8 protein-coding genes are annotated in these 16711 nt (G+C 74.3%); 1 reads left to right on the top strand and 7 read right to left on the bottom strand.

Features of this window, described 5'->3' with window-relative positions; translation table 11 throughout:
* From ACFRMQ_RS23585 to ACFRMQ_RS23565, 5 genes are all read right to left on the bottom strand, one after another.
* On the bottom strand, positions 1–9308 hold a 9308-nt coding region (locus ACFRMQ_RS23585; protein WP_380732551.1), incomplete at its 3' end, for an SDR family NAD(P)-dependent oxidoreductase.
* Positions 9305–11299 (bottom strand): asparagine synthase (glutamine-hydrolyzing), encoded by a 1995-nt coding sequence (gene asnB / locus ACFRMQ_RS23580; RefSeq protein WP_380732549.1) that lies wholly within the window; start codon positions 11297–11299, stop codon positions 9305–9307. The genes asnB and ACFRMQ_RS23585, both read right to left, overlap by 4 nt.
* 12 nt (positions 11300–11311) lie before the next feature.
* On the bottom strand, positions 11312–11563 hold the full coding sequence (locus tag ACFRMQ_RS23575; protein ID WP_380732548.1) for an acyl carrier protein: 252 nt from the start codon (positions 11561–11563) through the stop codon (positions 11312–11314).
* Between the two features lie 3 nt (positions 11564–11566).
* Complete coding sequence (locus tag ACFRMQ_RS23570) at positions 11567–12403, bottom strand: ACP S-malonyltransferase (RefSeq protein WP_380732552.1); 837 nt, start codon at positions 12401–12403, stop codon at positions 11567–11569.
* Between the two features lie 79 nt (positions 12404–12482).
* Positions 12483–13409 carry a LysR family transcriptional regulator gene (locus tag ACFRMQ_RS23565; RefSeq protein ID WP_380732547.1) on the bottom strand — a complete coding sequence of 309 codons (927 nt, stop codon included), beginning with the start codon at positions 13407–13409 and terminating at the stop codon, positions 12483–12485.
* A gap of 398 nt (positions 13410–13807) precedes the next feature.
* Here ACFRMQ_RS23565 and ACFRMQ_RS23560 point away from each other — a divergent pair, with 398 nt between their 5' ends.
* Positions 13808–14383, top strand: coding sequence for a MarR family winged helix-turn-helix transcriptional regulator (locus ACFRMQ_RS23560; protein ID WP_380732546.1), 576 nt, complete (start codon positions 13808–13810; stop codon positions 14381–14383).
* Between the two features lie 4 nt (positions 14384–14387).
* Here the strand turns inward: ACFRMQ_RS23560 and ACFRMQ_RS23555 are convergent, their stop codons facing one another.
* Both ACFRMQ_RS23555 and ACFRMQ_RS23550 read right to left on the bottom strand, forming a co-directional pair.
* On the bottom strand, positions 14388–15104 hold the full coding sequence (locus ACFRMQ_RS23555) for a gamma-glutamyl-gamma-aminobutyrate hydrolase family protein (RefSeq protein ID WP_380732545.1): 717 nt from the start codon (positions 15102–15104) through the stop codon (positions 14388–14390).
* Positions 15101–16591, bottom strand: a complete 1491-nt coding sequence (locus tag ACFRMQ_RS23550; RefSeq protein WP_380732544.1) for an aldehyde dehydrogenase — start codon at positions 16589–16591, stop codon at positions 15101–15103. The genes ACFRMQ_RS23555 and ACFRMQ_RS23550 overlap by 4 nt, the downstream gene beginning before the upstream one ends.
* Positions 16592–16711 lie beyond the last annotated feature (120 nt).

The following is a 16711-nucleotide window of genomic DNA, read 5'->3' as shown; positions in this document are numbered from 1 at the left end:
CCGAGGAGGCGGGGGTGCTCCTTCGCCGCCGAGCGCAGCAGGGCGGCGAGAGCGGGGGACTCGGCGACCACCTGGACCAGCACCGTGCCGTCCTCGGCCGTCAGGTCCCGGACGGTCTCCAGCAGCTTCCAGGACAGGTCGCGGAAGCGGCTCTCCGGGCGCCGCTTGGCCGTCTCCAGCCGGATCGCTCCGGGGACGTCCGCTTCGACGCCGCACAGCACGACGGCACGGCGGTCGTGGCGGCGCACCGGGACGGCGGGGGCCGGAGCGGCCGGAGCCCAGCGCGGGACGGACAGGGTGGTGACGGCCTCCCGGGCGGTGCCGGGCACCGCAGCCGCAGCTGGAGTCATGGTCCCAGCAGGGGCAGGGGCAGGGGCAGGGGCAGGGGCCGGTTCGGGCCGGGGGTACCAGAAGCGGTCCCGGGCGAAGGGATAGCCGGGCAGCCGGACCCGGCCGGGCCGGGGGCCGTCGGTCCACTCCGCCAGGCCGACGTCCTCACCCGCGATCCACCGGGCCAGCGGGCCGGTGGCCGCGCCGCGCTCGCCGGTGGTGACGAACGCCCGCAGCCGGTCCGCGAGTTCGGGCACGGACGAGACCGTCCAGCCGGCCCGCTCGGCCATCTCCTCCCGCCCGGCCCGCAGCGTCCAGGCGACCGAGCGCAGCGACACCCCGTCCGAGGCCTCCAGGAAGGCCAGCAGATCCCGGGCCCGCTCGGTCAGCTGCCGCTCGGTGCGCGCCGACAGCGGCACCGTCACGGCACCGGCGGGCTCCGCCCCGACCGGGCGGGCCGGGACGTACTCCTCGACCACCACATGGGCGTTGACGCCGCCGAAGCCGAAGCTGCTCACCCCGGCCCGTCGCGGCGCCTCCCGGCCGTCCCGGTCACGGGGCCGTGGCCAGGGCTCGTTCTCCCGGACCAGGTGGAAGGGCCCGTCGGCGAGTTCGACGAACGGGTTGACCTCGCGCAGGTGCCGGGTCGCGGGCAGCACCCCGTGCCGGAGCGCGAGCAGCACCTTCAGCAGCCCGGCGATGCCCGCCGCCGCCTCCAGGTGCCCGATGTTGGTCTTCACCGAGCCCAGGCCGCAGGCGCCGTCGTCGCGACGGCCGAGCCGGCGGAACGCGGTGCGCAGCGCGCGGACCTCGACCGGGTCGCCGAGGGCGGTGCCGGTGCCGTGGGCCTCGACGTAGCCGATGGTGTCCGGGTCGAGGTCGCCGACCGCCGCCGTCACCAGCTCGGCCTGGGCGTCGGCGTTCGGCGCGGTGAGCGAGTTGGCCCGGCCGCCGTGGTTGTAGGCGCTGCCCCGGAGCACGCCGAGGACCGGATCGCCGTCCCGCTCGGCCGCCGCCAGCGACTTGAGGACCACCGCCCCGACGCCCTCGCCGCGCACGTAGCCGTTCGCTTCGGCGTCGAAGGTGCGGCACAGGCCGTCCGGGCTGAGCATGCCCGCGCGGTGGGCGCTGACGAAGGTGCCGGCGTCGAGCAGGACGTTCACCCCGCCCGCGATCGCCAGCTCGCACGCGCCGGACCGGATCGCCTCCATGGCGCGGTGCACCGCCACCAGCGAGCTGGAGCAGGCGGTGTCGATCGGCTCGCTGGGGCCGCGCACGTCGAGCAGGTAGGAGATCCGGTTGGCGAGGATCGCGTGGGTGTTGCCGGTCGCGGTGAAGGCGTCCGGCCGCACCCCGCCGGTGGTGAGCAGCGTGGCGTAGTCGTTGCCGGTGACACCGATGAACACCCCGGTTCCGGCGGGCAGCCTGCCGGGCCGGTGGGCGCTGTCCTCCAGGGCCTGCCAGACCGTCTCCAGCACCAGGCGGTGCTGCGGGTCCATCAGTTCGGCCTCGCGCGGCAGGATGCGGAAGAACGCCGCGTCGAAGGCGTCGACGTCGTCGAGGACGCCCATCCGCCGGGGGAAGTCCAGGGCGGCGATGGCCCGGCGCTGCTCCTCGTCGTAGCGGTCCAGCGGGAAGTCGGTGACGGAGTCCGTTCCGGCCAGCAGGTTCGCCCAGTACCCGGTGAGGTCGCGGGCGCCGGGGAAGCGGCCGGCGGCGCCGATCACGGCGATCGGCTCCCCCGGGTCCGTCCGGTGACGGGCGGGCTGCGGCTGGGGTCGCGGTTGCGGTACGGCGGCGGGCGGTGGCGGTGGTGGTGCCGGTACGGCGGCTGCCACGGGGGGGGGGGGGGGGGGGGGGCAGCGCGGCGCGGCCGACACCCCGTACTCCTCGATCAGGTGGGCGCCCAGCGCCTCCAGGGTGTGGAGGTCGAAGAAGACGGCCGGGCTGACCTTCGCGCCGAACCGCTCCTCGATCTGCCGGGCGAAGGAGACCAGCGAGATGGAGTCGAAGCCGAACTCGTCCAGGCCGGTGCGGGGGTCGAGTTCCCCGGGCTCGAACTTCAGCAGCCCGGCGGCGATCTCGCGCAGCGCGTCCACGACCCCGGAGGACCCCGGCCGGTCGGCCCGCGCGGCTGGGACGGGCTGAGCGGCTTGGACGGGCTGGGCGGCCGGCCGGTGGGCGGCCGGGGCGGTTCCCCCGGTGCCGCAGCGGACGCCGTCCAGCACCCCGAGGACCTCGCCGGAGCCGTCGGCCAGCACGATCCGGTCCTCCCCGAGGACGACGTGGGCGACGTGCACGACGTCGGCCCCCGCCCCGCCGGCCCGGACGGAGACCGCCTCGATCCGGTGCGGTGCGAAGCGCGGCCAGTCGGTCTCCCCGGCCCGGCGGGCCCGCCACTGCACGCCCAGGGAGATCGCGGCGAGCACGGACGGTTCTATGCTCACGTTCCGCCGGACGTGGTCCTGCTGGAACTCGGGGCCGGACAGGTGCAGGACGCTCGACCCGTCGGCGGCGGTGGACACCCCGTCGACGGCGCAGGAGGCGGGCCGGGGCACGACACCGCCCTCGGCCAGTTCGGCCAGGAAACCCGCTCGGTCCAGCAGCGGCCGCAGGCCCGCGAGGTCGATCCGCCCGGTGGGCGCGGCGCCCTGACGGACGGTGAACTCCACGGCCGGCGGCCCGTCCCCGGCCCGCACCAGGCCGTGGCCGTCGGCGAACTCGGTGACCAGACGGTCGGTGGCCGCCCAGTCGACCGGCCGCAGCACCCGCAGGTCGTGGACGACCGGCTGGTCGGCGAAGCCGGTGACCTTCGCGGTGGCGAGCGCGAGGTCCACGGCGAACGTGGGCACCACGACGGACGCCCGGTCCTGCCGGTAGGTGTAGTCCTGGAGGTCGTCGAGCCGGACGTCGGCGGTGTAGCGCAGGCCGTGGACGTCGGACTCGTTGCGGCCCAGGAACGGGTGCAGCCGCTCGCGGTAGGCCAGCGGGGCGAGCACGGACGGCGCGTCCGGCTCCTGCTCGACCCAGCAGCGCACCTTCTCGAAGGGGTACGGGGGCAGCGGGACCCTTCGGGCGGAGGGCAGTTGCTCCCAGTCGACGGCGCGGCCCGCGAGCCAGGTCCGGACCGGTTCGTGCTCCGGGAGGTCCCGGCGGCCCGCGAGCCAGCCGTCCAGGGCGGCCAGGGCGCCGGCCCGGTCGGAGGCCACGAAGGCCCAGCGGTACGGCAGTTCGTTCTTGCCGACCCGCAGGGTGAAGGCGATGTCGGGCAGGTCGGCCTCGGCGGCTCCGGCCAGGTGGCCGCGGAAGACGGCGAGGTAGCGCCCGAGGGCGGCCTCGTTCATCGCGGAGAAGACGAACAGCTGCTCACCGAAAGGCTCCTGGCGGGCCGGCCTCGGCGGGTACTCCTCCAGGATGATGTGGGAGTTCATGCCGCCGGCCCCGATCGAGGTGAGGCCGGCCCGGCGCGGATGGGTGACCTGTCGGCCGTCGACGGTGGTGACGATCGGCCGCCAGTCGGCCAGGGTCTGCTGGACCCGGAACGGAGTGTCCGCGAAGTCGATGTCCGGGTTGAGCTCCGCGCTGTGCAGGGAGGGCACCAGCTTGCCGTGCCGCAGCTGGAGCAGCACCTTGGCCAGGCCCGCCATCCCGGCGGCGGCGAGCAGGTGGCCCAGGTTGGCCTTGACCGAGCCGAGCGCGCAGAACTGCCGGTCCCCGGTGGACTTCCGGTACGCCGAGGTGAGGGCGCGCACCTCGATCGGGTCGCCCAGGGCGGTGCCCGAGCCGTGGCCCTCGACGTAGCCGATCGTCCTCGGGTCGATCCCGGCGTCCGCGACGGCCTTCTCGACCGCGCGGGCCTGCATGGCCGGGCTCGGCACGGTGAAGCCGTTGCGCACCCCGGCGTTGGACATGGCGGTGCCCTTGATCACGGCGTACACGTGGTCGCCGTCGCGCTCCGCGTCGGCCAGCGGCTTGAGCACCACGGCGCCGACGCCCTCGCCGAGGATGGTGCCGTCCACGCCGACGCCGAAGCTGCGGATCACGTCGGAGGTGCCGGTGGTGAAGTGCTCCTCCGAGGAGGTGACCAGGTTGTACGGGTGCAGCAGCAGGTTGATGCCGCCCGCGACCACCATCCGGCACTCGCCCGCCCGCAGCATCTGCACGGCCTGGTGGACGCAGGTCGAGGAGGCCGAGCACATGGTGTCCACGAAGATCGACGGCCCGGTCAGGCCGTAGAAGTAGGACAGCATGTTCGGGATCGTCCCGGTGTAGCTGCCGCTCTGCGGGGCGCCCCGGGTGAGGCTGTTCTGGAAGCCGTACAGGTTGTAGTGGTTGCTCATGGTGCCGACCAGCACGCCGACGTCGCCCTGGTAGCGGCGGCGGATCGTCTCCCGGGAGTAGCCCGCGTCCTCCAGCGCCTGCACGCCGGCCTGGAGGAACAGCCGGACCTCCGGGGACATCTGCTCGGCCTCGCGCTTGGAGATCCGGAAGTACCGGGGGTCGAAGGCGTCGATGTCGCGCAGGAAGGTGCCGGTGCGGATCACGCTCTTGCCGCGCACGGAGCGGTCGCTGTCGTGGACGATCCGGTGGTCCCAGCGCTCGGCGGGGACCTCCTCGAAGCTGTGCCGGCCGCTCTCCAGCAGCTCCCACAGCTCGTCGAGGGTGTCGGCGCCGGGGTAGCGGCCGGAGACCCCGATGATCGCGATGTCGTGCCGGTCGTCCCGGTCGTCCCGGTCGTTCCGCGTGTGCCGGTCATCCCGGGCCTCGGGGACGTTCGACGGTCCGGACACGGAGCGGGGCACGCTCTCCGCCGACGGCTGGGGCTCCGGCACGGGCACGGGCACGGGCTCCGGTACGGGCTCGGGCTCCGGCGTCGCCTCGCCGAGGACGGCCGCCAGCTGCTCCCGCCGGGTCTCCACGAAGTGGGCGGCGACGTCGGCGATGTTCAGGTACTCGAAGAAGATCGTCTTGGAGAGCGGGCCGAACAGCTTCTCCAGTTCGGTGGTCACGCCCATGATGCTCAGCGAGTCGATGCCGTACTCGATCAGGTCGGTGGCCGGGTCGAGGTGCTCCGGGGGGTGCCGCAGGACCTCGGCGACGATCCGGCGCAGCAGCTCCTCGGTCCGCGCGGTCAGGTCACCGGTGCCGGTGGCGGGTTGTGCGTGCGGTGCGGGCGGTGCGGGCGGCGCGATGGGACGGGCCGCGAGCGTGGCGCCCGCACCGTAGCCGACCACCAGGTGGGCCGGGGCGTCGGCGCCCAGCGCCAGGCCGAGGACGCGCAGCCCTGCCTCGGTGGGCAGCGGCTCCCAGCCCCGCTCGCGGCGCATCGCCTCCCGCCCGGCCGCGTCCATCGCCATGCCGCCGTCCGCCCACAGCGGCCAACTCACCGCGACGGTACGGCCGCTGCGCTCCCCGGCCTCGACCAGGGACCGCCGGTGCCCGGCGAAGGCGTCCAGGAACGCGTTGGCCGCGGCGTAGTCGGACTGGCCGGGGTTGCCGTACACCGAGGCGACCGAGGAGAACAGGACGAAGTGGTCCAGGTCGAGGTCGCGGGTGGCGGCGTCCAGGTTGAGCGTGCCGCGGATCTTCGACGCCGTCACCGTGCGGACGTCGGCCAGGTCCTTGCGCACCAGGAACTGGTCGCGCAGCAGACCGGCCGCGTGGACGACGCCGTGGAGCGCGCCGTGGTCGCGCAGGATCGTCTCGACGGCGGCGCGCACCTCGTCGGCGTCGGTGACGTCCACCGGCAGGTAGTGGGCGTCGACGCCGTCGGCGCGCAGGGCGTCGAGCGAACCGGTCGCGGACCGGCCGCTGAGCACGACGGTGGCCCGGGCCCGGCCGAAGTAGCGGGCCAGGTGCGGACCGAGGCCGCCGAGGCCGCCGGTCACCCAGTACACCCCGCCGGTCCGCAGCTCCGGGACGGCCGGGCCGGAGCCGAGCGGTGTCTCCACGGGCTCCAGCACCTGCCGGAGGCCGTCGGCGCGGCGGCGGACCTCGCTGTCGGCGCCGTCGTCGGCACACTCCTCGGCGACGATCCGCTCGACCTCGGCCGGGCCGGCGGCCGCCAGGCCGTCGACCCGCACCACCCGGCCGGAGACCAGCGGGTTCTCCGCCGCGACGGTGCGGAACAGACCGGCCAGCGGCCGGTGGAAGTGCGCCGGGACGCGGCCGTCCACCAGCACCACGAACCGCTGCTCGGTGGTGGGCCGGGCGTCCAGTACCGCCCGGACGGCCGCGAACACCGTGTCCGTCACGGCGTCGACGCCGTCGGCCGGGGCGGCGGGGGCGATCCGCGGCAGCCCGGGGGTGTGGGCGGTGCGGACGGCGGTGCCGGGGTTCGCCGGGCGGTCGGTCCAGCGGGTGGTGGCGGTCACGACGCCGTCGGCGGGGGAGCTCTGGCCGCCCGCACCGCCGGCGCCGGGCCCGGCGGTGGCGCGCTGGGTGAGCCCCCGGAGCGTGGCGTGGACGACGCCCTCCCGGTCGCACAGGTCGATGTCGAAGGTGGCGACGGCGCCCGAGCCGCCGCCGCGCCGCACCCACGCCCAGCTCTCGGCCGGGCAGGGCCGGTGGACCAGGACCTCGTCCAGGGCCAGCGGGAGCGTCGGGCCGGTGGAGTCGTCCATCAGCGTGACGGAGACCTGGAAGGCCGCGTCCAGCAGGCTCGGCGGCAGCAGGTGGCCACTGCCCTCGGGCTCGCTCGCCCGGATCCGGGCGAGTGCCCGGCCCTCGCCGGTGCGCAGCTCCCGCAGGGCGCGCATGGCCGGGCCGTACTCCAGGCCCTGGGCGCGCAGCCGCCGGTGGACGTCCGCCGGGTCGGCCGGGTCCGGGCAGGAGGCGCGCAGGGCGTCCAGGTCGAGCGGGGCCGGTGGTGCGGGCGGGACGAGTTCGGCGCGGCCGGTGGCGTGGAGCGTGCCGTCCAGCCGGAATCCGACGGCGATCGCCCGCTCCCCGGGCGTCAGTTCGACCAGGACGTCGACGGGTTCGCCGTCGACGGTCACCGGGCGCAGCCAGGCCAGGTCGCGCAGCCGTACGGTGCCCGGCGCGGCGGCCGAGAACTCGACGGCGGCCCGGGCCATCTCGACGTACGCGGCGGCGGGCAGCACCCGGCGCCCGCCCACCCGGTGGTCGTCGAGGAAGGGTTCGGCGCCGGTGAAGGTCGAGGTGTAGCGCTGCTGGGCCAGGTCGGAGGTGTTGCGGTGGACGAGGGGGTGCAGCTGCCCGGGCGCGCCGACCGGCTCCGGGACCCGGTACCAGTGCCGGTCCCGGGCGAACGGGTAGGTGGGCAGCCGCACCCGGTGGGCGCCGGGGTGGTGCGGCCACCGGGCCTCGCCACCGCCCAGCCACTCCTCGACCGCCGCGATGACCTCCGGCGCGGCGCCGGCCGGGTCGGCGTGCCCGCCGGCCGGGAGCGCGCCGGTGGCCAGCGACTCCAGGGCGGCGAGGAGCTGCTCGCGGTCCGCGACGACCAGTGCCGCCCGGACGGCCAGTGGTTCGCGGCCCACCCTCAGGGTGTGGGCGATGTCGGCCAGGCCCTGGCGCGGCTGGAGCGCCGATTCCGGTGCGAGCAGGTGCTCGCGCAGCCGCCCGGCGAGCGCGCGCAGCCGCTCGGGGGTGCGCGCGGACAGCGGGACGACGTACGGGCCCGGGCCGTCGGAGGGCGCGGGGCGGTGCGCCGGTTCCTCCAGCAGTACGTGGGCGTTGGTGCCGCCGAACCCGAAGGAGCTGACGCCGGCCCGGCGCGGCGCGTCCTCGGGGGCGGGCCAGGGCCGGGTGCCGTCCACGACGTAGAAGGGGCTGCCGTCCAGGGTGATCAGCGGGTTCAGGGCCTGGAAGTTGACGGTGGCGGGCAGCACGCCGGCCGCCATGGCGCCGACCACCTTCACCACGCCGGCCACCCCGGCGGCGGACTCCAGGTGCCCGATGTTGGTCTTGATCGAGCCGATGCCGGTGGTGCGCGGGCTCGGCTCCGTCCCGGCGGCCTCGTGCAGGCTGCGGAAGGCGCGTTTGAGGCCGACGACCTCGATCGGGTCGCCGACCGGGGTGCCCGGCCCGTGGGCCTCGATGTAGCCGACCGTCTGCGGGGCGACGCCGGCCCGGGTGTAGACGTCCTCGATCAGCGCGGCCTGGGCGGCCGGGCTGGTCACGGTCAGCGAGTTGGTGCGGCCGCCGTGGTTGGTGCCGACGCCCTTGATCACCCCGTGGACCGGGTCGCCGTCGGCGAGCGCCCGGGCGAGCGGCTTGAGCAGCAGGACCGCCCCGCCCTCGCCGCGCACGAAGCCGTCGGCGTCCTGGTCGAAGGCGTGCGCCCGGCCGGTGGGCGAGAGCATCCCGGCCTTGCTGAAGGCCACGAAGAGCTTCGGGGACCAGCACAGGTTCACGCCGCCGGCCAGCGCCAGGTCGCAGTCGCCGTTGTTCAGCGCGGTCACGGCCTCGTAGAGCGACACCAGGGAGCTGGAGCAGGCGGTGTCGTTGGCGATGCTCGGGCCGTGGAGGTCGAAGTAGTAGGACAGCCGGTTGGCGACGATCGAGTACGCCGTTCCGGTGGGGAGGTAGGCGTCGGTCGCCACGCCGTCGCGTTCGATGAGTTCGGCGTAGTCGGCGTGGCACAGGCCCATGAAGACGCCGGTGCGGCTGCCCGCGAGGTCGGCGGCGCGGTAGCCCGCGTCCTCGATGGCCTTCCAGGCGAGTTCGAGGGCGATCCGCTGTTGCGGGTCCATCGTCTCGGCCTCGCGCGGGGAGATGTTGAAGAAGGCGGCGTCGAAGCGGTCGGCGTCCTCGATGAAGCCGGCCCAGATGCTGTTGGTCCGTTCGCCGCCGGTGCGGGGATCGCCGAAGTAGCGTTCCTTGGACCAGCGTTCGGCCGGGACCTCGGTGATCAGCGAGCGTCCGGCGGCGAGGTGGTCGAAGAGGGCGGGCAGGGTGTCGGCCCCGGGGAAGCGCAGGGCGAGCCCGATGATGGCGGTGCCGTCGGTGGTCACCGGGTCTCCTTCGCGGTCGGGACGGCGCTGCGCCGGTCCACGGTCACCTTCAGGTCGAGCGCCCCGGCCGGGGCGCCGCCGGCGCGGCCCGCGCCGTCGAGCACGAACGCGCGGTGCAGCACGGCGGTGGTGAGCAGGTAGACGAAGGCCTGGTCCTCCTTGGTGCTCACCTCCTCGACGGGCGAGGACATGATCCGGTCCGTCAGCCGGCGGGCGAACCGCTGGTCCAGGAAGTCGAGCTTGCCCAACTCGGCGTCTGACAGCAGAAGTTCGAGGTAGTCCGGGCGGCTCTCCTTGAACGCCTCGCTGCCCGGGGCGCGGTAGGGCTGCTTGGGGCGGTCGGTGGTCCAGCGCGGCAGCTCGGAGCGGAACGCCCGTTTCAGCAGGGCCTTCTCGTTCCACCCGTCGTCGAAGCGGAGGTTGACCGAGGAGGCGGCCCGGACGACCGCCGGGTCGAGGAACGGGCAGCGGTTCTCCACGCTGTGCGCCAGCGCGACGCGCTCGCCCTGGGTGGAGAGGAGGAAACCGGGCAGCAGGGTCTTGTACTCCAGCCACTGGGCCTTCTGCACCGCGGACATGGCCCGGTAGCCCGGCGTCCGGGCGACCAGGTCGAGCAGGCCGGCGAACGGGTCCTCCCGGGAGGCGAGCAGCCGGGCCGCGAACCTGCCGTTCTGGTAGCGCAGTTCGTGGGAGAACAGGCCGGGCATCCGCTCGGTGGCGAATTGCTGGTACAGGCCGAGCAGATGGCTCTGGTGGGCCGGGCCGAAGTGCGCCAGCTCGGGGTGCAGGGTGGCGAGCGCGGCGCGGCGCCCGTCCTCGTCGAGTCCGTGCCAGCGCTCGCGCAGCATGGTCTCGCGGAACAGCGAGTAGCCGAGGAAGGCCTCGTCGGAGCCCTCGCCGCTGAGCACGGTCTTGATGCCGGCGTCCCGGACGTGGCGGGAGAGCAGGAACATCGGGACGAAGGAGGTCCGGAAGGCGGGCATCTCGGCGTGGTGGACCGCCGCCGGCAGGTTGTCGGCGATGTCCGCGGCGGTGACCGGGACGGCGAGGTGCTCGGTGCCCAGGTGGTCGGCGACCAGGAGCTGGCTGTCGGACTCGTCGAAGTTCTTGTCCCGGAAGGCCACCGAGAAGGTGCGGACCGGGTGGCGGGACAGCCGGGTGGCGAGGCTCGTCACCACGGAGGAGTCCAGCCCGCCGCTCAGGTAGACGCCGACCTCGACGTCCGAGCGCAGCCGCAGCTCCACCGCGGTGCGCAGGCTCTCCCGGACGAATTCGACGGCCTCCGCCTCGGTGCCGTCGAAGCCCGGCACGTCGAAGCCGAGTTCCTCGTACGCGCGCAGCGAGCGCCCGTCCCCGTGGATCTCCAGGTAGGAGCCCATCGGCAGCTGGTGGACACCGGCGAAGGGCGTGCGGTCGGGCAGCGGCGTCCACACCGCGTAGACGGCGGCGAGATCCTGCGGGGAGAGCTCGAACCGGAATCCGGGGAAGGCGCCGAAGGCCTTCATCTCGGAGGCGAACAGCAGGGCGCCGCCGTGCTCGGCGTAGTACAGCGGGCGTTTGCCGTAGCGGTCCCGGGCCAGGACGAGCCGGCCGGTCACGGCGTCCCTGATCGCCAGCGCGAACGGGCCGTTGAAGCGGGCGAAGCAGTCAGGGCCCCACTGGATCCAGGCCTGGAGCGCCACTTCGGTGTCGGAGTGGTCGGTGCGGAACGGGCGGCCGAGGGCCTCCAGCTCCGCGCGCAGCTCGATGTGGTTGTAGATCTCGCCGTTGAAGCAGATCCAGTGGCGCTCGGTCGGGTCCGCCATCGGCTGGGCGCCGTCGGCGGGGTCGACGATCGCCAGCCGGACGGCACCCATGGCGAGCCCGTCGTCCAGGTAGTAGCCGGCCTGGTCCGGTCCGCGGTGGCGGATGGTCGACAGCATCGAGGTGATCACCTCGGCGGCCGCTCCGGACAGCGATGGCGGCGAGAGGAACCCAGCCAGTCCGCACATGAGTGGTCCCCCCTAGATTCCGGCGAGCTTCTTCTGGATGAATTCGTCGATCGCGGCGAGCGAGACGAGGACGTCCATCAGGATCTCGTCGGCGTCGAGGGTGACGGAGAATTCGGTTTCCAGGAACCGCATCATTCTGACGTAGCCGAAGGAGTCGATGACCCCGGCTTTGAACAGGTCGGTTTCGGGGGTGATCTCCTCGTCGAACTCGAAGAGGAAACGGTCTTCCAGGTAGCTCCGGATGATTTCCGTCGTCGATTCCATCGTTCAGGCTCCAGAGGTGATGGTGTGGACCATTCGGGTGAGGGCGGTGCCCCCGATCTCGGTGAACTCCAACGGGTCGTCCGGGTCGAGCAGACTTCGGACACAGTCGGTCCAGCGCACCGGGGTGACGAGCTGTTCGGCGAGCAGCCGGGCGGTCTCCGACGCCCGGTGGGGCCGGGCGGTGACGTTGGAGACGACCGGCGTCGTGGGTTCGGCGAAGGCGAATCCGGTGAGGAACTCGGCGAAGCGCACCCGGGCCGGCTCCATGTACCGGGAGTGGAACGGGGCGCTCACCCGGAGCCGGGCCACCCGGATTCCGGCCCCCTCCAGGCAGTCGAGCGCGGCGGCCAGCACCGGCGGGGTGGCCGCGATGACCAGCTGGGAGGGGGTGTTGAGGCCGGCGATGTCGACGCCGTCGACGCCGTGGTCGGCGAGGACCTTCAGCAACTGCTCCTCGGGGGTGTCCAGCACGGCGGCCATGCCGCCGTCGGAGGCCGCGGCCATGAGCTCGGCGCGCCTGGCGACCAGCCGGAGCCCGGTCTCGAAGTCGAAGACCCCGGCGGCCAGCAGGGCGTTGTACTCGCCGAGGCTGTGCCCCAGGTAGCGGTCGGCCCGGCGGTCCTCGCGGTGGGCGTGCTCGAAGCCGTGCAGGGCGTTGACGACGAAGATCGCCGGCTGGGTGTACTCCGTGCGGGAGAGCAGGCCGTCCGGGTTCTCGGTGCACAGGGCGGCCAGGTCGTACCCCAGGAGGTCGGAGGCGAAGGCGACCAGTCCGGGGTAGCGGGCGAGGACCTCGGCGCCCATTCCCTTGTGCTGGCTGCCCTGGCCGGCGAAGAGCATGGCGAACACGGCGTTCCTCCGACTTCGTCGCGGGATGGGGGAGCGGGGGGCTGTTCCGGGGGCGGCTGCGCCGACGGCCTCACGGCCGGCCGGCCGAGACCACCGATCTGAGGACGTTCAGGACGGCCCGGCCGCGCCGGCCGAGGGCGAGGGAGGGCGCGGTGGCCACCCCGAGCCGGGCGGTCGGCGTCGGCTCCGCGAGCTCGACCGCGCGGATCCGGCCGCCCTCCAGGGTGGTGGCCCGGTGGACGCACTGGTAGGCCAGGGCGAACCCGCAGCCGGCGGCGACCAGGCCTCGGACGGTCTCCGGCCCGGCCGCGGTGATCACCGGCGGCGGCGGGACGCCGGCCTCGGCGAAGGACTTCTCGAAGTGGAGCAGCAGCGGCGGGTCGTCGAGGGCGACGAACGGCCGGTCGGCGAGCCGGGCCAGCGGGACGGGACCGGCCCGGCCGACCGGGTCGTCCTCCGGGTCGCCGTCCGGGAGGAGGGCCTGGAGGCGCAGCTCGGCCAGCGGGACGAACCGGCAGCCGCCGCTCAGGAAGTCGTAGGTGACGGCCAGTTCGCACTGCCCCTCCCTGAGCAGCGCGAGCAGCGGGTCGGCCCGCTCCTCCCGGGTGCTCAGCCGCAGCCCGGCGTGCCGCTGCGCGGTGATCCGGTGGGTCGGCGGCAGCAGGAACGGGGCGAGCGTGGTGAGGAAGCCGACGCCGATCCGTCCTTCGAGGCCGCCCGCCAGGGCGTCCCCCTGCTCCTGGAGGTCCCTGGCCTGTCCCAGCAGGGCCCGGGCGCCGAGCAGCAGGTGGCGTCCGTTGGGGGTGAGGGAGACGCCGCGGGCGTGGTGGCGCAGCAGCAGCTGGACGCCGAGTTGGCGTTCCAGCCGGATGATGGCCGAGGAGACGGTCGATTGCGAGGCTCTGAGCTTTTCGGCCGCTTCGGAGATGTTGCCGAGTTCGGCCGATTCGACGAAATAGCGGAGCTGGGTGAGGCTGAAGTCCAGTCGTTCGGTCATTCTTCACGTCCGGAGAAAGCTGGCGGGCGGAATCCGGGAACGGTTCATGTCGTGAACGTGTCAAACACGTAAAAAGCGCAGGCCCCGGGCATTGTCCAGCCCATGGGTATGCGTGGGAAGGTGGAACACGGAGCGAAGTGCTTCGCTCACCATAGGCGACAGGCTGACGCTGGAACAAGGTCGCCCAGGGGGCGGGATGTGAAGGAGTCGCGGGCGGATCCGGCGGACCGGCTTCCGCCGACGGGAGTGCCGAGGAGGTGGCGCCGGGTGCGGGCGTGGTGCCGGGTCGATGCCGGGCCGGTGCCGCGCCGATGCCACGAACTAGGATGCTCGGGTCACCGGAACGGGTTCGCGTCCGCTCCCGGTGAGCCAGGTGACGGCGAGACGAGGGAGCACCCGTGCCCAGCCAGCGGTCCATCAACGAGGCCGAGAGGCTCGTCCAGGCGAAGCTCGGCGGCAGCCCGATCCGCCGGGAGCGGATGGCCGCGGTGGCCAACATCTACCGGGCCGCCTCCACCGTGCGCCAGCACCTGGAGAACTCCGTCCTGCGCGGCTCGGACCTCACCTGGACCGCCTTCGTCGTCCTCTGGGTGGTCTGGGTCTGGGGCGAGTCCGAGACCCGGCACGTCGCCGAGGAGGCCGGCATCTCCAAGGGCACACTGACCGGCGTCTCCCGCACCCTGGAGTCGCGCGGCCTGCTGCGCCGCGTCGACCACCCCACCGACGGACGGCTGGTCCTCCTCGCGCTCACCGAGAAGGGCGAGGAGTTCATGCGCGAGGTGTTCCCGGCCTTCAACGACGAGGAGTCCTTCGTCACCTCCGGGCTCACCGACGAGGAGTGCGTCAGCCTCGCCGACGGGCTGCGGCGGGTGGTGCTCCAGGTCGAGGAGCACGGCGAGGAGCGGCGCCGCGCGCTGCTGAACGGCGAGGAGCCCGCCCCGCGCCGCAGCGGCCGGCGCCCTTCCCGCGGCTGACGTCTCAGCCCGCCGCCCGGACCAGGGCGTCGAAGATCCGCTGCTGGGCCGGGTCCTCGTGGGCGGTGTCCTCCGGATGCCACTGCACGGCGGTGAACCAGCCCTTCGCCCCCGGCAGTTCGACGGCCTCGACGGTCCCGTCGGCCGCCCGGCCGGTGACCGCCAGGCCCCGCCCGAGCCGGTCCACGCGCTGGTGGTGGTAGCAGGAGGCCTCGACCCGCTCGCCGCCGGTGATCGCGGCCAGCGCGGAACCGGGGGTGAGCGCGACGGGCTGCCGGACGTGCCGGTGCTCGCGGCCGGGGCCGCCCATGTCCTGGTGCAGGGTGCCGCCCAGCACCGTGTTGACCACCTGGAGCCCGCGGCAGACCGCGAGCAGCGGCACCCCGTCCGCCAGGGCCCGCCGGGCGAGTTCCAGGTCGAACGCGTCCTGCTCCTCGTCCACGTCGTAGACCGCCGCGTGGGCGTCGGCCGCGCCGTAGCGGTGCGGCGCCAGGTCCCCGCCGCCGGGGAGCAGCAGCGCGTCGAAGCGGGCCAGCCGGGCGGCGACCTCCGCCGGGTCGGCGGTGCCGCCGGGGGCGTGCGGGTGCAGGGTGACGGGCTCGCCGCCGGCCCGCCAGACGGCCTCGATCAGGGCCCGGGCGTTGACCTCGGCGGCGTGGCGCAGGGCGGAGGTGGAGGCGGCGAAGCGGGCGGGGACGGCGATCAGCGGTCGGTGGTTCACAGCTGGATCCAGGTCGTCTTGAGTTCGGTGTACTTCTCCAGGGCGTGGGCGGACTTGTCGCGTCCGTTTCCGGACTGCTTCATCCCGCCGAAGGGCACCGTGAGGTCGCCCTCCTCGTAGCAGTTGACCCAGACCGTACCGGCCCTGAGGGCGCGGGAGACCCGGTGGGCGGTGGAGAGGTCGGAGGTCCACAGCCCGGCGGCGAGGCCGTACTCGGTGGCGTTGGCGAGGGCGACGGCCTCGTCCAGGTCGTCGAAGGCGAGCACCGACAGCACCGGGCCGAAGACCTCCTCGCGGGCCAGCCGGCTGTCCGGGGCGACCCGGTCGAAGACGGTGGGTTCGAGGTAGCACCCGCCGGTTCCGGTCAGGGTGCGCTCGCCGCCGGTGCGCAGCCGGGCGCCGTCGTCGAGGGCGGTGCGGACGTGGCCCAGGACCCGGCCGAGGTGCTGTTCGCCGACCAGGGCGCCCATCTCCGTGGCGGGGTCGAGCGGATCGCCCACCCGCAGGGCGCGGGCGCGGGCCACGACGGCCTCGGTGACCTGTTCGGCGACGGAGGAGTGGACCAGCAGCCGGGAGGGCGCGGTGCACATCTCGCCCTGGTTGAAGAAGATGCCCCAGGCGGCGGTGGCCGCGGCCCGCTCCAGGTCGGGGGCGTCGGGCAGGACGATGTTGGGCGACTTGCCGCCCAGTTCCAGCCAGACCCGCTTGAGGTTGGAGTCGGCGGAGTAGCGCAGGAAGTGGCGGCCGACGGCGGTGGAGCCGGTGAAGGCGAGGACGTCGACGTCGGGGTGCAGGCCGAGGGCCCGGCCGGCCACCGGCCCGTCGCCGGCCACGACGTTGAGGACGCCCGGAGGCAGCCCGGCCGCGAGGCCGATCCGGCCGAGCAGCAGGGCGGACAGCGGGGAGTTCTCCGAGGGCTTGAGCACCACCGCGCAGCCGGCGGCCAGCGCCGGGGCGATCTTCCAGCCGGCCAGGGTGAGCGGGAAGTTCCAGGGGACGACCGCGCCGACGACCCCGGCCGGTTCCCGGGTGACGAGGGCGAGGGCGTCGGGCGCGGTGCGCGGGGACTCGTCGGTGAGCTTGTCGGCGAGCCCGCCGTACCAGCGGAAGGTGTTGATCAGCGCCCGCAGCTCGATGTCATGGGCGTCGGTGACCGGTTTGCCCATCTCCAGGCTGACGGTGAGCGCCAGTTCGGCCCGCCGCTCCTCCAGGAGTTCGGCGAGGCGCAGCAGGACGCGGCCGCGCTCGGTGGGGGAGAGCCGCGGCCAGGGGCCGTGGTCGAAGGCCCGGCGGGCGGCGGCGACGGCCGCGTCGACCTCGGCCGCACCGGCGTCGGCGACCTCGGCCAGCACCTTGCCGTCGCGGGGGGAGACCACGGAGAACGTGTCGCCGCCACCGGCTTCGTCGGTGCCGTCGATCAGGTGCTCGCGCACGGGCCGGAACGCCTCGGCCCGGCGGAGCCAGTCGTGGTGGGTGGCGAGGGTCATGCGGTCCTCCAGGAGGGGGTGGCGGGCGCGCCGGGCCCCGGGGCGCCCCGGGGGGGGGCGGGCGCGGGGGCGGCCGCCGCTCAAGGGGGTTGGGCCCCCCCCCCCCCCGCCCCCCGCCCC

The organism is Kitasatospora sp. NPDC056783 (assembly GCF_042789895.1).
Lineage (GTDB): Bacteria > Actinomycetota > Actinomycetes > Streptomycetales > Streptomycetaceae > Kitasatospora.
The sequence above is the reverse complement of the archived record's forward strand: the minus strand, read 5'-3'. Positions and strand labels throughout refer to the sequence as shown.